The sequence below is a fragment of the Rhodosalinus sp. K401 genome (genome assembly GCF_041365735.1).
In the GTDB taxonomy this organism is placed as follows: Bacteria; Pseudomonadota; Alphaproteobacteria; order Rhodobacterales; family Rhodobacteraceae; genus Rhodosalinus.
This window is the reverse complement of the sequence record NZ_JBGFSI010000004.1, coordinates 239,996-258,104: the sequence shown is the minus strand read 5'-3', so window position 1 is coordinate 258,104 and position 18,109 is coordinate 239,996. Positions and strand designations below refer to the sequence as shown.

Sequence of the window (18,109 nt, the reverse complement as noted above, 5' to 3'; positions counted from 1 at the left end):
GACCCTCAGCGAACGCGGAAATCCGCGTGGTCGCCCTGCCCCTGATCGGCGGTGAAGCGTACGGTGTTTCCGCTCATCTCGACGGTCTGGCAATTGTAACCCAGATCCCGTTCGCCCCAGTAGAGGTCGCGGCAGAACAACCCGCTCTGCCATTTCCAGGCGCCCCTGACCTCGCGCAGCGCGCCGGTGCCGCGGATGGCGCCGTCGGGCTCGACCTGGAGGCGGACGAGCGGGCGAGTGAGTTCCTTGCCCACGACGAGGTCCATGAACTGGGACCGGTCGGTGATCTGCGCGAAATCCGCCCGGACCGGAAGCGTCCCGAGGACGAGCGCGAGCGTGGCTGCAACAAGTATACGCATGGTCGGCATCCTCTTCGTTTGAAGGGGACTACGGTGTTACAGCCGGGCCGGATCAGTCTTTGCGTTCCTCCGCGAGGCCCAGCACGTCGATCATGTCGTATTCGCCCGGCCCCTTGTCCAGACCCCAGAGCGCCGCGCGAAGCGCGCCCCGCGCGAACACGGACCGGTCGCTGGCCACGTGGCGCAGCGAGACGCGCTCGCCTTCGCCGGCGAAGATCACCTCGTGCTCGCCCACGATGTCCCCGCCGCGCACGGCGTGAAACCCGATGGCCCCGCGCCTGCGCGCACCGGTCATCCCGTCGCGGGCACGGTCCGCCACCTCCGACAAGGCGACCCCGCGGCCCTCTGCCGCCGCCGCGCCCAGCATCAGCGCGGTGCCCGAGGGCGCGTCGGCCTTGTGGCGGTGGTGCGCCTCGACGATCTCGATGTCGTAATCGTCGTCGAGCGCCTCCGCGACCTTGCGGGCCAGCAGCGTCAGAAGATTGACGCCAAGGCTCATGTTGCCGGCACGCACCATCGTCGCGTGGCGCGCCGCGGCGCGCAGTTTCGCGAGATGCGCGTCGTCGAATCCGGTGGTCCCGACCACGTGAACGAGGCGCGCCTGCGCGGCGATCTCGGCGAAGGCGACAGTGGCGTCGGGGCTGGTGAAATCGAGAACCGCGCGCGCGGACGCGAAGGCCTCCAGCGGATCGTCGCTCACCGTGACGCCGAGGGGCGCACCGCCCATCGCCTCGCCCAGGTCGCACCCGATCCAGGGGTGTCCCGGCCGTTCCACCGCGCGGGACAGGCGCGCGCGCTCCGAGTCGCGCACCGTTTGAACCAGCATCCGTCCCATGCGCCCCGAGGCGCCTGTCACCACGATCCCCGGCAGATCGGCCATCCCGTATTCCTCCCGACAAGGCGCGGCCTCCTTAGCGCCTCCGGCACCGCTTGGCAAAGCCCGCGGGAGGGCATATCTGTCGGCCATGTCGCGATCCCGCAATCATGCCGAACAGGGCCCCAGCCAGCGCCAGCTTCGCGTCGGAGAACTGATCCGGCGCACCCTTTCCGACGTTCTGAACCGTGGCGATATCCACGACCCGGAGCTCAACCGGCTGTCGCTGACCGTCGCGGAAGTGCGGGCTTCGCCCGACCTGAAGGTGGCGACCGTCTACGTCATGCCGCTTGGCGGGCGCGGACAGGAGGACGCCATCGCGCTTCTGGACCGCAACCGTGGCGAATTGCGGCGCGCCGTGTCGCGCGAGCTCACGCTGAAATACGCGCCGGAGCTGCGCTTCGTGATCGACGAGACATTCGACAGGATGGACGAGACGCGGCGCCTTTTCGAGCAGCCCTCGGTGCGGCGGGATCTGGAAGAGTGATCCGCGGCCTTGCCGCGCTCGCCTTCACGCTGGCTCTCGCCGGCGGGGCACACGGCGCGGAATGCCGGGATCTGACGCATGACGGCATCACCTACACGGTCTGCGAGGTGGATCCGGCGCGGGAAGAGCTGAGGCTCTTTCACGCCGGCGCGGATGGCGTGCCCTACGGGCATTTCTCGACGCTGGAGCGTGCGCTGGGCGCGCGCGGACGGCATCTCGCCTTCGCCATGAACGCGGGCATGTATCACCAGGACCGCGCGCCCGTCGGCCTTTACGTCGAGGACGGCGAGCAGACGATGTCTCTCGTCACATCGGCCGGACCGGGCAATTTCGGGCTTCTGCCGAACGGCGTTCTGTGCATAGAGGCCGCACGCGCGCGGGTGATCGAGACCCGGCGCTTCGCCGAGACCGGGCCGGAGTGTCGCCACGCCACGCAATCGGGCCCCATGCTGGTGATCGACGGCGCGCTGCACCCCAGGTTTCTCGCCGACAGCACGTCGCGCTTCGTGCGCAACGGCGTCGGCGCGACCGAGGCGGGAGACCGCGTCGTCTTCGCCATCTCGGGGCGCCCCGTCACCTTTCACGAGTTCGGGCGGCTTTTCCGCGACCGCCTGGGCCTGCCCCAGGCGCTTTACCTCGACGGCAACGTCTCGCGCCTGCACGCCCCCGGGCTTGGTCGCTCCGATATCGGAAGGTGGATGGGTCCGATCGTGGCCGTCGTGGAGCCGGCCGCCGATTGAGCGGGCGCGGCCCGCCGCCCTCGTTTCGAACCCGCGGCCGCTGCTCCGGATCGCCTCGCGCGCGAGCCGATGCGGCAGCCCCGCCGCGCGCCCGGCTGCGGGCGCGGCGGCGCGCTTACCACGTCGTCGGACCCTTCTCCGCGAACTGGTGGACGAGGAAATCGATGAAGGCGCGCACCTTGGGCTGGGTGAAGCGGCCCGGCGGGTAGACAGCGTAGATGCCGTGGGATTCCGCCGGCAGATCGGGGATCGCGTCCTCGACCAGCCCCTGCGCCATCGCGTCGGCGTAAAGGTAGGACGGCAGGTAGGCGATCCCGAGCCCGGCGATGCAGGCGTTCAGAAGCGACTGCCCGTCATTCACCGAAAGCCAGCCCGCGGTGCGCACCTGGCGCTTTTCGCCCGAGGGTGCGGTCACGCGCCAGACACTGCCCGAGGACTGGCTCGAATAGTGCAGGAGCTTGTGCTCGTTCAGGTCGTCGATCCGCTGCGGGCGTCCGAATTTCTGGAAGTAGGACGGCGAGCCGATCATGCGCTTGGTCGTTTCTGTGAGCTTGCGCGCCCGCAGGCTCGAGTCTTCCAGTTCGCCGATCCGCACCGCCATGTCGAAGCCTTCGGAAATCAGCTCCACGTAGCGGTTGCTCAGAACCATGTTGACCGTGATGTCGGGAAATTCCTGAAGGAAGTCCCCGAGCACGGGAGAGAGATGGTTCACACCGAAATCGGTGGCCACCGAGACCCGCAGCAGCCCCGACGGGGCCGACTGCATCGAGGTCACCAGCGCGTCGGCCTCGCCGGCGTCGTTGAGCACGCGCCGCGCGCGGTCATAGTAGACAAGCCCGATCTCAGTCGGGCTGACCCGGCGCGTCGTGCGGTTGAGAAGACGCGCCCCCAGACGCGCTTCCAGCGACGAAACATGCTTGGAGACGGCGGATTTAGAAATCCCCAGCTTCTTCGCCGCGTCCGTGAACCCCCCCTGGTCCACGACGGTGGCGAACGCCTCCATTTCCGTGAGCCGATCCATACGATTTACCCTTTCAACACTATATTTGGCAGCAGGGTCGGGTATCGGTGGAAAATCCGGCGGTTTTTGGACTCTGGGCCGACAATACGGCGGTTTGAGTGTGCCAGTTCAACGGTAGGAAACGATCAAACCTGCGACATTCAACTCAGAGGTGTAATTGCCGCCTCGAGGATCGCATCGGCATGAAGCGCGGTCGTGTCGAAAAGGGGAAGGTCCGTGTCGCCCGGGCCGATCAGCAGACCGATCTCGGTGCAGCCCAGGATGACCCCGTCCGCGCCCGCCCGGGCGGCGTCTTTGATGGCGGCCACGTAGCGCGCACGGGATTCGGGGCGCACTTGGCCGCGGCAAAGCTCCTCGTAGATCACGCTGTGCACCTCCGAGCGCGCGGGCTCGGGCGGGATCGCGGTGTCCACCCCGAGCTCGGCGAGGCGGCCGCGGTAGAAATCCTGCTCCATCGTGTAGCGCGTGGCCAGAAGGAGCGGCCGCTTGCAGCCCGCATGGCGCACCGCCGCGGCCGTGGCGTCGGCGATATGGACGAGCGGCACGCGCACCGCGCCGGCTACCTCGCCCGCGACCTTGTGCATGGTGTTGGTGCAGATCGCGATGCAGCCCGCCCCGGCCGCCTCCAGGCGCCGCACGATCGCGGCGAGCTCCTCTCCCGCCCGCGCCCAGTCGCCGTCGGCCTGCATCCGCTCGATCCGGGCGAAATCCACGGACCAGAGGAGGATCTCCGCCGAGTGCAGGCCACCGAACCGCTCGCGCGCGCGCTCGTTCAGGAGGCGGTAATAGACCGCCGTGCTTTCCCAGCTCATCCCGCCGATGAGACCTATGGGCCGCATCAGAGCGCCGCCGCGAGCCGCGTGCCCTGGTCGATGGCGCGCTTAGCGTCGAGTTCCGCGGCCACGTCCGCGCCGCCGATCACATGCGCGCGAACGCCCGATGCCTCGAGCGCCTCGGCAAGGGCGCGCTCGCTCTCCTGCCCGGCGCAAAGAACGATGGTGTCGGCCTCGATGCGGGTGGGCTGCTCGCGCGCCTCCCCGAAGGAGACATGCAGGCCGCCCGCGTCGATGCCCTCGTAGTTGACGCCCGAGAGCATCTCGACGCCCTTCATCCTGAGGCTCGCGCGGTGAATCCAGCCCGTCGTCTTGCCGAGGCGGCGGCCCGGCTTTTCCGGCTTGCGCTGCAGCAGCGTGACCTTCCGCGCCGCGGGGTGCGGATGCGGCTCGGCCAGGCCGCCGCGGCGGTCCTCCGGGTCTCCGACGCCCCATTCCTCGCGCCAGAGGGCAAGGTTCTCGGTGGGGCTTTCACCCGCGTGGACGAGGAACTCGGCGACGTCGAAGCCGATGCCGCCCGCGCCCACGACAGCCACGCGCGGCCCGACCTCGGCGCCGCGCAGCACCTCGGCGTAGCCCAGCACGTTGGGCCCGTCCTGTCCCGGGATGCCCGGATCGCGGGGATTGACCCCGGTGGCCACGATCACCTCGTCGAATGCGGCGAGATCGGCCGCCGTCGCCGCCCGGCCCAGCCGAAGCGCGACGCCGTGCACGTCGAGCATCCGCGCATACCACTCCACGAGGCCGTGGAACTCTTCCTTGCCGGGGATGACTCGCGCCAGGTTGAGCTGCCCGCCGATCACCGCGTCCCGCTCGAACAGCGTGACATCGTGGCCCCGCTCCGCCGCGGTGATCGCCGCGGAGAGCCCCGCGGGCCCGGCGCCCACGACCGCGACGCGCTTCGGGGCTGCGGCGGGCGCGATCACCAGCTCGGTCTCGTGGCAAGCGCGCGGGTTCACGAGGCAGGAGGAGACCTTGAGGCTGAAGGTGTGGTCGAGGCAGGCCTGGTTGCAGGCGATGCAGGGCGCGATCTCGTCGGCGCGGCCCTCGGCGGCCTTCTTCACGAACTGCCCGTCCGCGAGGAACGGCCGGGCCATGCTCACCAAATCGGCGCAGCCCTCGGCCAGCACCTTCTCGGCCACCTCCGGCGTGTTGATCCGGTTCGACGTCACCAGCGGCACGCCGACCTTGCCCATGAGCTTCTTCGTCACCCAGGCGAAGCCCGCGCGCGGCACCGAGGTGGCGATGGTGGGCACGCGAGCCTCGTGCCAGCCGATGCCGGTGTTGATGATGTCGGCGCCGGCCTCCTCCACCGCGCGGGCGAGTTCGACCACCTCCTCGTGGGTGGAGCCCTCGGGCACGAGGTCGATCATCGAGAGGCGGTAGATCACGATGAAGTCGCGCCCCACGGCCGCGCGCACGCGCCGCAGGATCTCGACCGGCAGGCGCATCCGGTTCTCGTAGGGCCCGCCCCAGCGGTCGGTGCGCTTGTTGGTGTGGGTCACGAGGAACTGGTTGATGAAATAGCCCTCGCTTCCCATGATCTCGACGCCGTCGTAGCCCGCCTCCCGCGACCGCGCGGCGGTGGCGGCGAAGTCGGCGATCTGCTTCTCGATGCCCGCCTCGTCGAGCTCGCGCGGGACGAAGGGAGAGATGGGCGACTTGATCGCGCTCGGCGCCACGCAGTCCTTGCCGTAGGCGTAGCGGCCGGCATGCAGGATCTGCATCGCGATCCGCCCGCCCGCCTCATGGACGCCCTCGGTCACGATCCGGTGGTGGGCCACGTCCTCGTCGCTGGCCAGCGCCGAGGCGCCGGGAAAGACCGCGCCCTCGGGGTTGGGGGCGATGCCGCCCGTCACCATGAGGCCCACGCCCCCGCGGGCGCGCTCGGCGTAGAACTCCGCGATACGGTTCCAGTCGCCGAGCTCCTCGAGGTTGGTGTGCATGGAGCCCATGAGCACCCGGTTGGGAAGCTGCGTGAAGCCCAGGTCCAGCGGTTCCAGAAGTCTCGGATAGGCGGTCATCGGCGGGTCCTCCTCACACCGGATCAACCTGCCTTCGGGCGCGGGGGATGTCACCCGAGAACGCGGCGTCACGCCGCCCCCTCAGTCCCCGAGATAGGCCCGCAGCGCGGGCGGCGGCGCGGCGAGGATCTCTGCCGTGGGCACCGGCGCGGCGGCCCGGCCTTCCGCCACCAGCAGGATGTCGTCCGCGATGCGGCGGGCGTCCGCGGGGTCGTGGCTGACCAGAAGGACGGTGGCGCCGGTCTCCTCCGCGATCTCGCGGACCAGGTCGAGCATTCCGCCGCGCAGGGCGGGGCCGAGCGCGGAAAAGGGCTCGTCCAGCAGCAGAAGCGGCTTCGATTGCAAGAGCGCCCGGGCCAGCGCCACGCGCCCCTGCTGGCCGCCCGAAAGCTGCGCCGGGCGCCGTTCGCCGAGCCCGGAAAGGCCCACCCTGTCGAGCGCCCGTTCCACCGCCGCGGCCTCGGCTCGCGAGAGCCGCGCCCGCGGCGTGAGGGCAAGCGCCACGTTCTGGGCGGCCGTGAGATGGGGAAAGAGATTCGCCTCCTGGAAGAGCATGGCGACGGGCCGCCGGGCCGGGGGCAGGCCGGTGATGTCGCGCCCGTCCCAGAGCACGCGCCCGGCGCTCGGCGGGAAGAACCCCGCGATCACGTTGAGCAGGGTGGACTTGCCCGCGCCGGAAGGGCCGATCACGCCCACGATGCGGCCCCCCGGGACGGTAAGATCCGCCTCCAGCCGGAACGTGTCCTGCGTGACGACGAGCCGCTCAAGCGCGAGCATCGATACGCCCCCCGCGGTCGAAGGCCCAGAAGAGCGCGAGGCTGAGCAGCAGCAAAAGAAGCGCGGCGCCGGCCGCGTCCGACGTGCGGTAGGCCCCCATGAGCCGATACATCTGCAAGGGCAGCGTCGCGCGCTCCGGGTCGGCGAAGAGCGCGATCACGCCGAGATCCCCCATGGAGAGCGCCGCGGCGAGCCCCGCCGCGAAACCGAGCGGGCGGCGCAGCCGAGGCAGCGCGACCCGCGTCCAGAACCGCCGCCCGGTCAGGCCGAGCGACAGGCAGAGGCGGCCGTAATCGGCCCGCACCGCCTCGAGCTCGGGGCGGATCGCGCGGAGCGCGAAGGGCAGCGCCATCAGCGCGTTGACGAGGGCGGTCACCGGAAGCGCCACGTCACCCGGCGCGGCCACGGGTCGGAGGATCAGGAAAAGGCCGGTCCCGAGCACGAGCGGCGAGACGGCGATGGCGAGCACCGCCAGCAACTCGCCCCGCCGGCTCGCCAGCGCGAGGGCGAGCGCGATGGCGAGCGCGGTGGAGACGAGCGCGACGGCGACAGAGCGCCCCGCCGCCGTCCACACGCTGCCCGGCAGCCGCGCCAGCCCCGGCACCCCGTCGATCACGATCATGGCGAGCGGCACCAGCAGGAAACCGGCGGCCGCCCCGATCCACAGCGCGTCCTGCACCCGCAGACCCGGGCGGTCGGCGTCCCAGCGCGGCACCACCCGGTCCAGCCCGGCGCCCATGGCCGGCGGCAGGGCGAGGCGCGCGGCAAGCATCGCCGCGCCGCCCGCGAGCGCCAGCTGGACGAGCGCGAGGGCCGCCGCCTTGCCGAGATCGAACTCGAAGCGGAACGCCTGGTAGATGGCGAGTTCCACGGTGGTGGCCGCCGGCCCGCCCCCGAGGATCAGCGCCACGGCGAAGCTGGACAGGCAGATGACGAAGATCACCACCGCCGCGCCGGGCAGCACGCGCACCAGCATGGGAAGCTCGAGCAGGCGGAACACAGTCCCCGGCGGCAGGGCGAGCGCGGCGGCGAGGCGGAACCGCTCGCCCGGGATGGCGAGCCAGCCCTGAAGCAGAAGCCGCGTGGCCAGCGGCAGGTTGAAGAAGACATGGGCGAGCACCACGCCGTGCAGGCCGTAGATCGACAGCGGCTCCTGCCCCGCGAGGTCCAGCAGGTTGCTGGCGATGCCGTTGCGCCCGAACACGGCGAGAAGCCCGAAGACGGCCACCACCACCGGCAGGATGAAGGGCGCGCCCAGCAGCGTGACGAGCGCGCCGCGCCCCGGGAACCGGCGGCGCGCCAGCGCCCGCGCCACGGGCACGGCGAGCGCGGCCGACAGAAGCGCCGAGAGCGCGGCCTGGGTGAGCGAGAAACGCACCGCGGCCCAGTCGCCCGGGCCGAGCCGCCCCGCCGCGCCAGCGGTCCAGATCACCGCGATCACGGGGGCGAGGACGAGCGCGGCGACGAAAAGCGCCGCGCCCGCCGCCGCCCAGGGCGGCGCGCCTAGCGCGCCAGCGCCGCGCGCCATTCCTCGAGCGCCGGGCCGCGAAGCGCCGCGGCCTCCGCCGGCGGCAGCAGAAGGGCCGTCTCGGGCGCGATCAGCGTCTCGAAGCCCTCGGGCAGACCCTCGGGCGGGATGACCGCCGGGTACATCCAGTTCGTGGTCGGGATCACGGACTGGAAGCCGGGACCGGTCATGAACTCGAGGAACTGCCGGGCGAGGTCGGGCTGCTCGGTGCCGGCGAGCATGCCCGCCACCTCGACCTGCATGTAGTGCCCCTCCTCGAAGGGCGCGGCGGCCTTGGAGGGATCGTCCTCGGCGATCAGGTGATAGGCCGGGGAGGTGGTGTAGGAGAGGACCATGTCCGCCTCGCCGTCGAGGAAGAGCCCGTAGGCCTCCGACCAGCCGGGCGTGACGGTGACCACGTTGTCGGAGAGCCCTTCCCAGATCGCGCCCGCCTCGTCGCCATAGGCCGCCTTCACCCACATCAGAAGCCCGAGGCCGGGCGTGGAGGAGCGCGGATCCTGGATCAGGATGTCGAGATCGCTTTCCGCCAGCGCGCGGAAAGAGGTCGGCGCGTCGAGGCCTGCCTCGTGGACGAAGGCGAAATAGCCCCAGTCGAAGGGCAGGAAATGCGGATCGTCCCAGGCCACCGGCAGGTCGAATTCCGCCGCGATCCCGTGCTCGGCGAAAAGTCCCGTCTCGCGGGCGGCATGGGTCAGGTTCGTGTCGAGTCCCAGCACCACGTCGGCCTGCGTCCTCTCGCCCTCGAGCCGCAGCCGGGACAGGAGCGCGGCGCCGTCGCCGGCGCCCACGAAGCGCAGGTCGCAGCCGCAAACCTCCTCGAAGGCCGCCTCGATCTGCGGGCCGGGGCCCCAGTCGGAGACGAAGCTGTCGTAGGTATAGACTGTCAGTTCGGGGGTCTGGCCCGCCGCGCCCGTGGCGGCGGCGACGAGACCCGTGGCAATCATCGAAGCGCGCATCGTCTTGCTCCTTTCTTGCGACGGGCGGAGCAAGTCAGGGGAGGCGGGCGATCTGCCCCGTGGGTCCTGTCCCTTCCCTCCGCCGGTCCTAACCGGTTCAGGTTCAACGGGTTCGCCGTCCGGCATCTCAGGCCCGCGCGCGTGCGGGCCACCCCGAGGTGAGCGTGACGGTAGACCGCCGCCCTTGGCCCTTCAAGGCGAAACCGCTTGAGAGGAGGGGGTGCGCGGGCTAGACCGCCCAGTCAGGAGGACCATCTCGCATGAGCCTGAACAGCTTCGGCCACGTCTTTCGCGTGACCACCTGGGGCGAAAGCCACGGCCCCGCCCTCGGTGCCGTGGTGGACGGCTGCCCGCCCGGCGTCGCGCTCGACGAGGCCGCGCTCCAGCTCTGGCTCGACCGGCGCAAGCCGGGACAAAGCCGGTACGTGACCCAGCGGCGGGAGCCCGACGCGGTGGAGATCCTGTCGGGCGTCTTCGAGGGGCAGAGCACCGGCACCCCGATCCAGCTTCTGATCCGCAACGCCGACCAGCGCTCCAAGGACTATTCCGAGATCGCCAAGACCTTCCGCCCCGGCCATGCCGACATCGCCTACTGGCAGAAATACGGCATCCGCGACTATCGTGGCGGCGGGCGCTCCTCCGCGCGGGAGACGGCGGCGCGGGTCGCCGCCGGCGGCGTGGCGCGCGCCGCGCTGGCCGCGCTGGCGCCGGGCCTGGAAATCCGCGGCTACATGACCCGCATCGGCCCGCACGCCATCGACCGCGCGCGCTTCGACGCGGCGGCGATCGACGGGAACCCCTTCTGGTGCCCCGACCCGCAGGCCGCCGAGGACTGGGCCGCCTATCTCGACGCTCTGCGCAAGTCCGGCGACAGCGCGGGCGCCGTGATCGAGGTGGTCGCGTCGGGCGTGCCGCCCGGCCTCGGCGCACCGGTCTACGGCAAGCTCGACACCGATCTCGCCGCCGCGATGATGAGCATCAACGCCGTGAAGGGCGTGGAGATCGGCGAGGGCATGGCGGCGGCCGAACTGACCGGCAGCCAGAACGCCGACGAGATATTCATGGGCAATGACGGCAAGCCGGTCTATTCCTCCAACCACGCGGGCGGGGTGCTGGGCGGCATCTCCACCGGGCAGGACGTGGTGGTGCGCTTCGCGGTGAAGCCCACCTCGTCGATCCTGACGCCGCGGCGCACCGTCACCCTCTCTGGCGAGGCGACCGAGATCGTCACCAAGGGCCGCCACGATCCCTGCGTCGGCATCCGCGCGGTGCCGGTGGGCGAGGCGATGATGGCCTGCGTCCTGCTCGATCACCTGCTTCTCGACCGTGCGCAGACCGGCGGCGCGCGGGGGCCGATCGGCTAGACCCCGTGCTCGACATCCTGGCGATCACCTTTCCCATCTTCGCGCTGGTGGGGCTCGGATACGGCTCGGTGCGCTTCGGGGCCTTCCGTCCCGAGGACATGCGCGTTCTGGGCCTTTTCGTGATGAACGTGGCGCTGCCCGCGCTGCTCTTTTCCGCGGTGGCGGGCCGCAAGCTCACCGAAAGCGTGAGCCCCAACTACATGGCGGTCTTTCTCGCGGGCGGGCTGGCCACCATCGCGCTCGCCTGGACCTGGCACACGCTGCGCGGCACAGGCCCGGCGCGCAAGGCCATCGCGGTGATGGGGTCGAGCTGTCCGAACTCGGGCTATGTGGGCTACCCGCTGATGCTGCTGCTGCTGCCGGAGGACGCGGGGCGCATCCTCGCGATGAACCTCGTGGTCGAGAATTTCGTGCTCATTCCCCTCACGCTGTTGTTGCTGGAAGGCTCGCGCCCCTCGCATGTCGGCAGCATCTGGCCGCGGCTGAAGGCCCTCATCTGGGGCGTGGTGCGGCGGCCCATGGTGCTGGGGCTGCTCGCAGGGCTCGCGGTATCTCTGGCCGGGCTCTCGGTGCCCTCCGGCGTGGCGCGGCTGCTCGACCTTCTGGCGTCCTCCACCGGGGCGATCGCGCTTTTCGTGATCGGCGGCTCGCTCGTCGGGCTGCCGGTGCGCGGCAACCGGATGCTCGCCGCGGAAATCGTCGCCGGAAAGCTCCTGCTGCATCCGGCGATGACCGCGCTCGCGCTGGTGGCGCTGCCGCTCATCGGGTTCCACGTCGCCGACCCGGATCTCCGCCTCGCCGTCGTGCTGTCGGCGGCCATGCCGATGTTCGGGATCTACGCGCTCTTCGCCCAGGATTACGGCCACGAGGGCATCGCCTCGCTCGCGCTCCTCGGCGCCACGACGGGCGCCTTCTTCACGCTGACGGGTCTTCTGGCGATCCTCGGCTAGCCGCGCCGCGCCGCGGCCGGCACGCGCTGCTGGCGCGACAGTTGCACCGCCAGGATGCCGAAGGCGATCACGGTGACGCCCACGATATCGAGCGGACCCAACGCCTCGCCCAGCAGAAGCGCCGCGATCGCCACGCCGAGAAACGGGTTGAGAAAGTGGAAGGTGGCCGCCTTCACCGCGCCCACGCGATCCACCAGCAGGAACCACACCAGCGTGGCGGCGAGGCCCGGGACGAGGATCGTGTAGGCGTAGGCCAGCCCCAGCCGCCACGACCAGTCGACCTCGATCGTCTCCAGCATGGCCGCGGGCACGGCCAGTGCCGCCGAGCCCACGAGCATCTGAAGCCCGACGACCATCAGGAAGTTGCCCCCCGACGAGGCGCCCCGCACCGAGAGCGTCGCCACGGTCAGCGCCCCCACCCCGACGACGCAAAGGGCCAGGCCGTAGGGATCGACCCCGCCCTGGAAGCGTGCGCCCATGATGAGCGTGACGCCCACGAAACCCGCCACGAGGCCGGCAAGGCCGAGCGGCCGGATCCGCTCGCCGAGGAAGACCCGCCCGGACAGCGCCACCAGAAGCGGCATGGTCGAGGCGATGATCGCGGCAAGTGAGGCCTCCACCGTCTGCATGGCGATCCAGTAAAGCCCCAGGTAGAGCGCGTTCTGGCAGACGCCGAAAACGACGGTGGCGCGCCACTGCGCCGGCGTCAGCCGCCAGGACTGCCCGAGATACCGGGCCACGGCGACGCCGATCAGACCCGAGATCAGGAACCGCAGCGAAAGCGACGAAAGCGGCGGCGCCGAGGCCACGATGATCCGCGCCGCGCTGAAGGCCGAGGACCACATCACCGCGAAGGCCAGCCCCAGAACGATCGCGCGAATGTCCAAGCCGCCGGCCCCCTCCCATCGCGGGCGACCCCCCTTCCGAAGGGAAGCCTCGCAAACCCCGCGCCATGCCCGCCCTGCCATGGGGCGGGCCGGTCCCTCGCATGTGCCACGGGGGCGCGGCAAAGAAAAGGGCCGCCCCCCGGGCGGCCCCTGTCACCGGGACGAGGCGGGCGTCAGCCGTTCGCGCTGTCCTTGAGCGCCTTGGCGATGGTGACCTTCACCTGCTTGTCGGCGGGCTTCTTGAACTGCTCGCCGGTGGCGGGGTTGCGCACCATGCGCTCGGGACGTTCGCGCAGGTAGAACTTGCCGACACCGGGAAGCGTCACCGCGCCGCCATCCGCCACCTCGCGGGTGATCAGCCCGCATACCGCGTCGAGCGCGGCGCCGGCGGTTTTCTTGTCGCTGCCCATTTCCTCGGCCAGCGCGGCCACAAGCTGGGTCTTGGTCATCGGTTTGGCCATTTCCTGGTCTCCTTCCACTGCCCGCAATCTTGGGCCTCGCTTCGATCATATAACTTCATGTGGGCAACAAACACAACAAATGGTGGCCGCATACAAGCGGGATTCATGGTATTACGGCAACGTTTCGCGCGTTTTCCCGCTCAAAGGAAGGCGGTTTCGTCGAAACTGCGCAGTTTCCGGCTGTGGATCCGCTCCAGCGGCATCGCCGCGATGAGTTCCATCGCCCGGATCCCGATGCGCAGATGCCGCGCCACCTGGGTCTTGTAGAAGTCCGAGGCCATGCCCGGCAGCTTGAGTTCGCCGTGAAGCGGCTTGTCCGAGACGCACAGAAGCGTGCCGTAGGGCACGCGGAACCGGTAGCCGTTGGCGGCGATGGTGGCGGATTCCATGTCGAGCGCGATGGCGCGGGACTGGCTCAGCCGCTGCACCGGCCCGGTGTGCTCGCGCAGTTCCCAGTTGCGGTTGTCGACGCTGGCCACGGTGCCCGTGCGCATGATCCGCTTGAGGTCGTAGCCGGCCATCTCGGTCTCGGTGGCGACCGCCTCCTGAAGCGCGATCTGGATCTCGGCGAGTGCCGGGATCGGCACCCAGACCGGCAGATCGTCGTCGAGCACCCGGTCCTCGCGCAGGTAGGCGTGGGCGAGGACAAAATCGCCCAGCTTCTGGTTGGTCCGCAGGCCGGCGCAATGGCCCACCATGATCCAGGCATGCGGCCGCAGCACCGCGATGTGATCCGTCGCCGTCTTCGCGTTGGACGGTCCGACGCCGATGTTGACGAGCGTGACGCCCTGCCCGTCGGGCCGCTTGAGGTGATAGGCGGGCATCTGCGGCAGTTTCGGCAAGAGCGGGATCTCTGCGTCAGGGCTGGTGATCTCGACGTCGCCGGTGGCGACGAAGCTGGTGTAGCCGCTGCCGCGATCGGCGAGCTTCGCCCGCGCCACCGCTTCGAACTCCTCGACGTAGAACTGGTAGTTGGTGAACAGGACGTGGTTCTGGAAATGCGCGGGATCCGTCGCGGTGTAGTGGCGCAGCCGCGCGAGCGAATAGTCCACGCGCTGCGCCGTGAACGGCGCGAGGGGCGCGGGTTGCGCGCCGCTCGCCCAGGCGAGGCCGTTGACGATGTCGTCGTTCGTCGTGAAGAGGTCCGGAACGTCGAAGACGTCGCGCAGCGTGAAGCTCGCCGCGCCTTCCTGGGGGACGCCCAGAAGGGATTGCTGCGCCACCGCGAAATGGATCGGGATCGGCGTGTCCGAGGGGCCGATCATCACCGGCACGCCGTGGTTCTCGACGATCAGACCGATCTGCTGCCGCAGGTAGTTCGCGAAGAGGTCGGGCCGCGTCACCGTGGCGGCATAGGTTCCGGGCTCGGCGACGTGGCCGAAGCTCAGGCGGCTGTCGACCTGGGCGAAAGTGGTCGTGGTCAGCCGGATCTCGGGATAGAAGGCGCGGTAGCGCACGCCCGGATCGCCATCGCGCATCGCCACCTCGAACCGCTCGTGAAGAAAGGCGCAGGCCCCATCGTAAAGCGCTTTCAGGTGCTCCACCGCCGCATCGGGGTCGTGGAAATCCCGTGGCGCGGGCTGGTCCGGGCTGACGACGCGCGGCGGGGAACTGTGCATGAGGGATCCTGACTGGTGGGACGGTCGGGGGAACAGGGGCCAAGTTGACACCTCCGCGGGGGGCGATCAAGCTCCGCTCCCGGGAGGCGCGCGATGGATTTCGAGACGGTCAGCCCCGACGTGTTCGGCCGGTCGCTGCGCGGCCTCGGCCTCAATCTGCTCGTGCGCGACGTGGCCCGCAGCGCGGCGTTCCTGCGCCACGTGTTCGGGATCGCGACCCACCGCGAGAGCGCCGATTTCGCCATCGCGGCCTATGGCGCGCAGCTCTTCCAGCTCCATGCCGACGCGACCTACGGCAGCCATCCGCTGCCCGGCCTGCTGCCCGAGGCGGGCGCGCGGGGCGCGGGGCTCGAAATCCGTCTTTACGACACCGACCCCGACATTGCCGCCGCGCGCGCCGAAGCCGCGGGCGGCGTCGTGCTCCAGCCCGCCACCGACAAGCCGCACGGGCTGCGCGAGGCCTGCATCCTCGACCCGGACGGATACGCCTGGGTCCCGTCGCGCCCCATCCACCCTGCCAAGGAGGACACGCCATGAACGCCCCCGCATCCCGACCGAACCTCGATCACTGGACCGAGCGCTGCGACCTCGCGGCGGCGCTGCGCTGGACCGCGCGGCTCGGCATGCACGAGGCGGTGGCCAACCACTTCTCGCTTTCCGTCAACGAGGACGGCACGCGGTTCCTGATCAACCCGCAGAAGCACTTCGCCCGGGTACGCGCCTCGGATCTCCTGCTCGTGGACGCGAACGATCCCGCGACGCTGAAGCGTCCGGGCGCGCCGGACCCCACCGCCTGGGGCCTGCACGGGGCGCTGCACCGGCGCGTGCCCAATGCGCGCTGTGCCATGCACGTCCACTCGATCCACGCCACCGTGCTCGCCTGCCTGGAGGATCCGCGCCTGCCGCCCATCGACCAGAATACCGCCGCCTTTTACGACCGGACGGTGATCGACACCGGCTATGGCGGGCTGGCCTTCGAGGCGGAGGGCGAGCGCTGCGCCGGGCTTTTCGACGACCCGAAGCGCAAGGTGATGATCATGGGCAACCACGGGGTCATGGTGATCGGGGACACGGTGGCCGAGACCTTCGACCGGCTCTACTACTTCGAACGGGCGGCCGAGACCTACATCCGCGCGCTGCAGACCGGCCAGCCGCTCAAGGTGCTGTCCGACGACGTCGCCGAGACGACCGCCCGCCAGATCGAGCAGTACGAAAGCGGCGGCGAGCTGCATCTCGCGGAGCTTCGGGCGATCCTCGACGAGGAAGGCGCCGACTACGCGTCCTGACCCGGCCTCAGACGAGGCCGAGCTGGAGCGCCATCACGCCCGCGTAGGCGGCCAGAAAGGCCGCGCCCTCGCGGCGGTCGATACGCCACCCGGTCACCCCCGCCGCGGCGAGGGCGAGAGCCGCGGCGAGCATGACCCACACGTCGCGGCCCGCGATCTCGGGCGGCACGGGAAGCGGCGTCACCATCGCCGTGACGCCCGCGATGCCGAGGATGTTGAACAGGTTGCTCCCGAGGACATTGCCGAGCGCCAGCGCGCTCTGGCGCCGCAGCGCCGCGACGACGGAGGTGGCGAGCTCGGGGAGCGAGGTGCCGACCGCCACCAGCGTGAGGCCGATCACGGTCTCGGAAACGCCGAAGCCGCGGGCGAGCACGAGGGCCGAGCGCACGAGGAACTCCGCGCCGACGACGACGCCCGCGATGCCGAGCGCGGCCAGCCCGAGCCCGCGCCAGAGCCTGCCCTGGGGCGTGTCTTCTTCCGTCGCCACCTCCTGCCAGCCGGTGCGCTCGGAGCGCAGCGTGTTCAGCGTGTAAAGCGCGAGCGCCACCAGAAGCGCCGCGCCGGCGAGGCGCCCGACCGTGCCGTGGAGCGCGAGCGCCGCGAGGGCGAGGCTCGCGCCCACCACCGCGGCGCCGTCGCGCAGGAAGGCGCCCCGCGACACGGCGACCGGCGCGATGACGGCCGCGAGGCCGAGGATCAGGAGCACGTTGGCGATGTTGCTTCCGACGACGTTGCCGAGCGCGAGCCCCGGCGCGCCCGCCGCTGCGGCCTGAAGGCTCGCCACCAGCTCGGGCGTCGAGGTGCCGAAGCCCACGAGGGTGAGCCCGATCACCAGCGGCGATACGCCGAGGCGCGTGGCGGCGAGCACGGCGCCGCGCACCAGCGCCTCGCCTCCCGCCAGAAGCAGGACAAGTCCCGATGCCAGAAGAAGCCATGTCATGGTCGCGTCTCCCGGGGGGCGGCACGGCGATGTCGCCGCCGGTGCGCAGCCCCCGAAGGCGTCCGGCAGCGCCTCACATCGTGTCGCGCGGTCCGCGTTCAAGACGGCCGTGCCGGCGGGGGCGAAAAATCAACCCGGGCGCTTGCGAAAGCTCAGCACGCGCGCCGTGTCGCCGGCGTGGGCGCCCGTGGCGCCGGGGCCATAGATCGGCTCCTCCACCGTGGCGAGATCCTCGATCGCGGGCGCGAGCGCCGCCATCTTCGCCGCGAAGCCGTCGCTCTCGAAGGCGCGCGCGTTGACCGAGATCACCAGCAGGGCGCCCGGCGCGGCCACGCGCAGGAGTTCGTCGAAGCCCGCGGGCCCGACATGGCCCAGCGTGAACGTCCCGGCGCTGACGACCCCGGCATAGGCGCCGTCCGCGATGGGAAGCCCGGCGAGGATGTCGCCCTCGACGAGGGCGCGGTAGACGCGCTTGCGCTCTGCCACCGCGAGCATCTCGGGCGAGAGGTCCACCGCGTCCACGGGTCCGATCCCGTGCGCGGCGAGGGCGACCCCGCCGAGCCCGGTTCCGGCGCCGGCGTCGAGGACAGGCCCCGTTCCGCCGGCCTCCGCGAAGAGCCGCGCCACCACCTCTGGCGGGCGGTAGTCGTTCGCCTCGGCGAAGGCGGCGTCGTAGGTGTCCGCCCAGTCGGCGTATAGCCGGCGGGCGTCCTCGGCCCCGGAGAGCGCATAGGCGTCGCCGAGGCCCGGTTGCTTGCTGTCCGACATGGCCGCCATGAAACCGCGCCGGGCGCGCGAATGCAATCGCGTTGACCGGCTGAAGCGAATCGGGTTGGCGTCTTGGGGCCGGACCGCCCGGATGAACGGGGGCCGCCCGTCGAAGGAGAGCGCGATGCTTCAGGTTCTGGGCGGCGTCTGGGCGCTACTGCTCGGCATCACGCTCATCATGATCGGCAACGGCATGCAGTCCACGCTGATCGGCGTGCGCGGCGGGCTGGAGGGC

At 70.7% G+C, this 18,109-nt stretch carries 19 protein-coding genes and 1 riboswitch; of the genes, 6 read left to right on the top strand and 13 right to left on the bottom strand.

What is annotated here, in order from left to right; genetic code table 11:
* Positions 1-5 precede the first annotated feature (5 nt).
* Both AB6A66_RS07170 and dapB read right to left on the bottom strand, forming a co-directional pair.
* On the bottom strand, positions 6-359 hold the full coding sequence (locus AB6A66_RS07170) for a dihydrodipicolinate reductase (protein ID WP_371038029.1): 354 nt from the start codon (positions 357-359) through the stop codon (positions 6-8).
* Between the two features lie 52 nt (positions 360-411).
* Positions 412-1,239, bottom strand: coding sequence for a 4-hydroxy-tetrahydrodipicolinate reductase (gene dapB, locus AB6A66_RS07165; RefSeq protein ID WP_371055345.1), 828 nt, complete (start codon positions 1,237-1,239; stop codon positions 412-414).
* 85 nt (positions 1,240-1,324) lie between these two features.
* On the opposite strand from dapB, the gene rbfA reads away from it, so the two are divergent.
* Positions 1,325-1,720, top strand: coding sequence for a 30S ribosome-binding factor RbfA (gene rbfA / locus AB6A66_RS07160; protein ID WP_371038031.1), 396 nt, complete (start codon positions 1,325-1,327; stop codon positions 1,718-1,720).
* Positions 1,717-2,460: a phosphodiester glycosidase family protein gene (locus AB6A66_RS07155; RefSeq protein WP_371055344.1), complete on the top strand. Its 744-nt coding sequence runs from the start codon at positions 1,717-1,719 to the stop codon at positions 2,458-2,460. Before rbfA ends, AB6A66_RS07155 begins: the two co-directional genes overlap by 4 nt.
* Before the next feature lie 115 nt (positions 2,461-2,575).
* Here AB6A66_RS07155 and AB6A66_RS07150 read toward each other — a convergent pair whose 3' ends face one another.
* From AB6A66_RS07150 to thiB, 6 genes are all read right to left on the bottom strand, one after another.
* Positions 2,576-3,481, bottom strand: a complete 906-nt coding sequence (locus AB6A66_RS07150; protein WP_371055343.1) for a LysR family transcriptional regulator — start codon at positions 3,479-3,481, stop codon at positions 2,576-2,578.
* A 140-nt stretch (positions 3,482-3,621) separates the two neighbouring features.
* Positions 3,622-4,320 carry an aspartate/glutamate racemase family protein gene (locus AB6A66_RS07145; protein ID WP_371055342.1) on the bottom strand — a complete coding sequence of 233 codons (699 nt, stop codon included), beginning with the start codon at positions 4,318-4,320 and terminating at the stop codon, positions 3,622-3,624.
* Positions 4,320-6,338, bottom strand: a complete 2,019-nt coding sequence (locus AB6A66_RS07140; RefSeq protein WP_371055341.1) for an FAD-dependent oxidoreductase — start codon at positions 6,336-6,338, stop codon at positions 4,320-4,322. The genes AB6A66_RS07145 and AB6A66_RS07140 overlap by 1 nt, the downstream gene beginning before the upstream one ends.
* A gap of 81 nt (positions 6,339-6,419) precedes the next feature.
* The gene (locus AB6A66_RS07135) at positions 6,420-7,115 is read right to left on the bottom strand and encodes an ATP-binding cassette domain-containing protein (RefSeq protein WP_371055340.1); all 696 of its coding nucleotides are present in this window, start codon (positions 7,113-7,115) and stop codon (positions 6,420-6,422) included.
* Positions 7,102-8,643, bottom strand: coding sequence for a thiamine/thiamine pyrophosphate ABC transporter permease ThiP (locus AB6A66_RS07130; RefSeq protein ID WP_371055339.1), 1,542 nt, complete (start codon positions 8,641-8,643; stop codon positions 7,102-7,104). The genes AB6A66_RS07135 and AB6A66_RS07130 overlap by 14 nt, the downstream gene beginning before the upstream one ends.
* Entirely contained in the window at positions 8,619-9,599 is a 981-nt protein-coding gene (gene thiB, locus AB6A66_RS07125; protein ID WP_371055338.1) for a thiamine ABC transporter substrate binding subunit, read from the bottom strand. Before thiB ends, AB6A66_RS07130 begins: the two co-directional genes overlap by 25 nt.
* A gap of 57 nt (positions 9,600-9,656) precedes the next feature.
* Positions 9,657-9,765: riboswitch (TPP riboswitch) on the bottom strand.
* A 94-nt stretch (positions 9,766-9,859) separates the two neighbouring features.
* Between thiB and aroC the strand changes: the two genes are divergently transcribed.
* Positions 9,860-10,963, top strand: coding sequence for a chorismate synthase (gene aroC / locus AB6A66_RS07120; protein ID WP_371055337.1), 1,104 nt, complete (start codon positions 9,860-9,862; stop codon positions 10,961-10,963).
* Positions 10,964-10,968: 5 nt separating this feature from the next.
* Positions 10,969-11,913: an AEC family transporter gene (locus AB6A66_RS07115; protein ID WP_371055336.1), complete on the top strand. Its 945-nt coding sequence runs from the start codon at positions 10,969-10,971 to the stop codon at positions 11,911-11,913.
* On the opposite strand, the gene AB6A66_RS07110 is transcribed toward AB6A66_RS07115, so the two are convergent.
* From AB6A66_RS07110 to AB6A66_RS07100, 3 genes are all read right to left on the bottom strand, one after another.
* On the bottom strand, positions 11,910-12,800 hold the full coding sequence (locus AB6A66_RS07110) for a DMT family transporter (RefSeq protein ID WP_371038041.1): 891 nt from the start codon (positions 12,798-12,800) through the stop codon (positions 11,910-11,912). The two genes, AB6A66_RS07115 and AB6A66_RS07110, sit on opposite strands and share 4 nt — an antisense overlap.
* Before the next feature lie 173 nt (positions 12,801-12,973).
* Positions 12,974-13,261, bottom strand: a complete 288-nt coding sequence (locus tag AB6A66_RS07105) for an HU family DNA-binding protein (RefSeq protein WP_371038042.1) — start codon at positions 13,259-13,261, stop codon at positions 12,974-12,976.
* A gap of 140 nt (positions 13,262-13,401) precedes the next feature.
* Complete coding sequence (locus tag AB6A66_RS07100; RefSeq protein ID WP_371055335.1) at positions 13,402-14,880, bottom strand: AMP nucleosidase; 1,479 nt, start codon at positions 14,878-14,880, stop codon at positions 13,402-13,404.
* Positions 14,881-14,973: 93 nt separating this feature from the next.
* On the opposite strand from AB6A66_RS07100, the gene AB6A66_RS07095 reads away from it, so the two are divergent.
* Together AB6A66_RS07095 and AB6A66_RS07090 are read left to right on the top strand one after the other, a co-directional pair.
* Positions 14,974-15,417 carry a VOC family protein gene (locus AB6A66_RS07095; RefSeq protein ID WP_371055334.1) on the top strand — a complete coding sequence of 148 codons (444 nt, stop codon included), beginning with the start codon at positions 14,974-14,976 and terminating at the stop codon, positions 15,415-15,417.
* Positions 15,414-16,166, top strand: a complete 753-nt coding sequence (locus AB6A66_RS07090; RefSeq protein WP_371055333.1) for a class II aldolase and adducin N-terminal domain-containing protein — start codon at positions 15,414-15,416, stop codon at positions 16,164-16,166. Before AB6A66_RS07095 ends, AB6A66_RS07090 begins: the two co-directional genes overlap by 4 nt.
* A 7-nt stretch (positions 16,167-16,173) precedes the next feature.
* Here the strand turns inward: AB6A66_RS07090 and AB6A66_RS07085 are convergent, their stop codons facing one another.
* Together AB6A66_RS07085 and AB6A66_RS07080 are read right to left on the bottom strand one after the other, a co-directional pair.
* Complete coding sequence (locus AB6A66_RS07085) at positions 16,174-17,106, bottom strand: calcium/sodium antiporter (RefSeq protein ID WP_371055332.1); 933 nt, start codon at positions 17,104-17,106, stop codon at positions 16,174-16,176.
* 129 nt (positions 17,107-17,235) lie between these two features.
* Positions 17,236-17,874, bottom strand: a complete 639-nt coding sequence (locus tag AB6A66_RS07080) for a class I SAM-dependent methyltransferase (protein ID WP_371055331.1) — start codon at positions 17,872-17,874, stop codon at positions 17,236-17,238.
* Between the last annotated feature and the right edge of the window lie 235 nt (positions 17,875-18,109).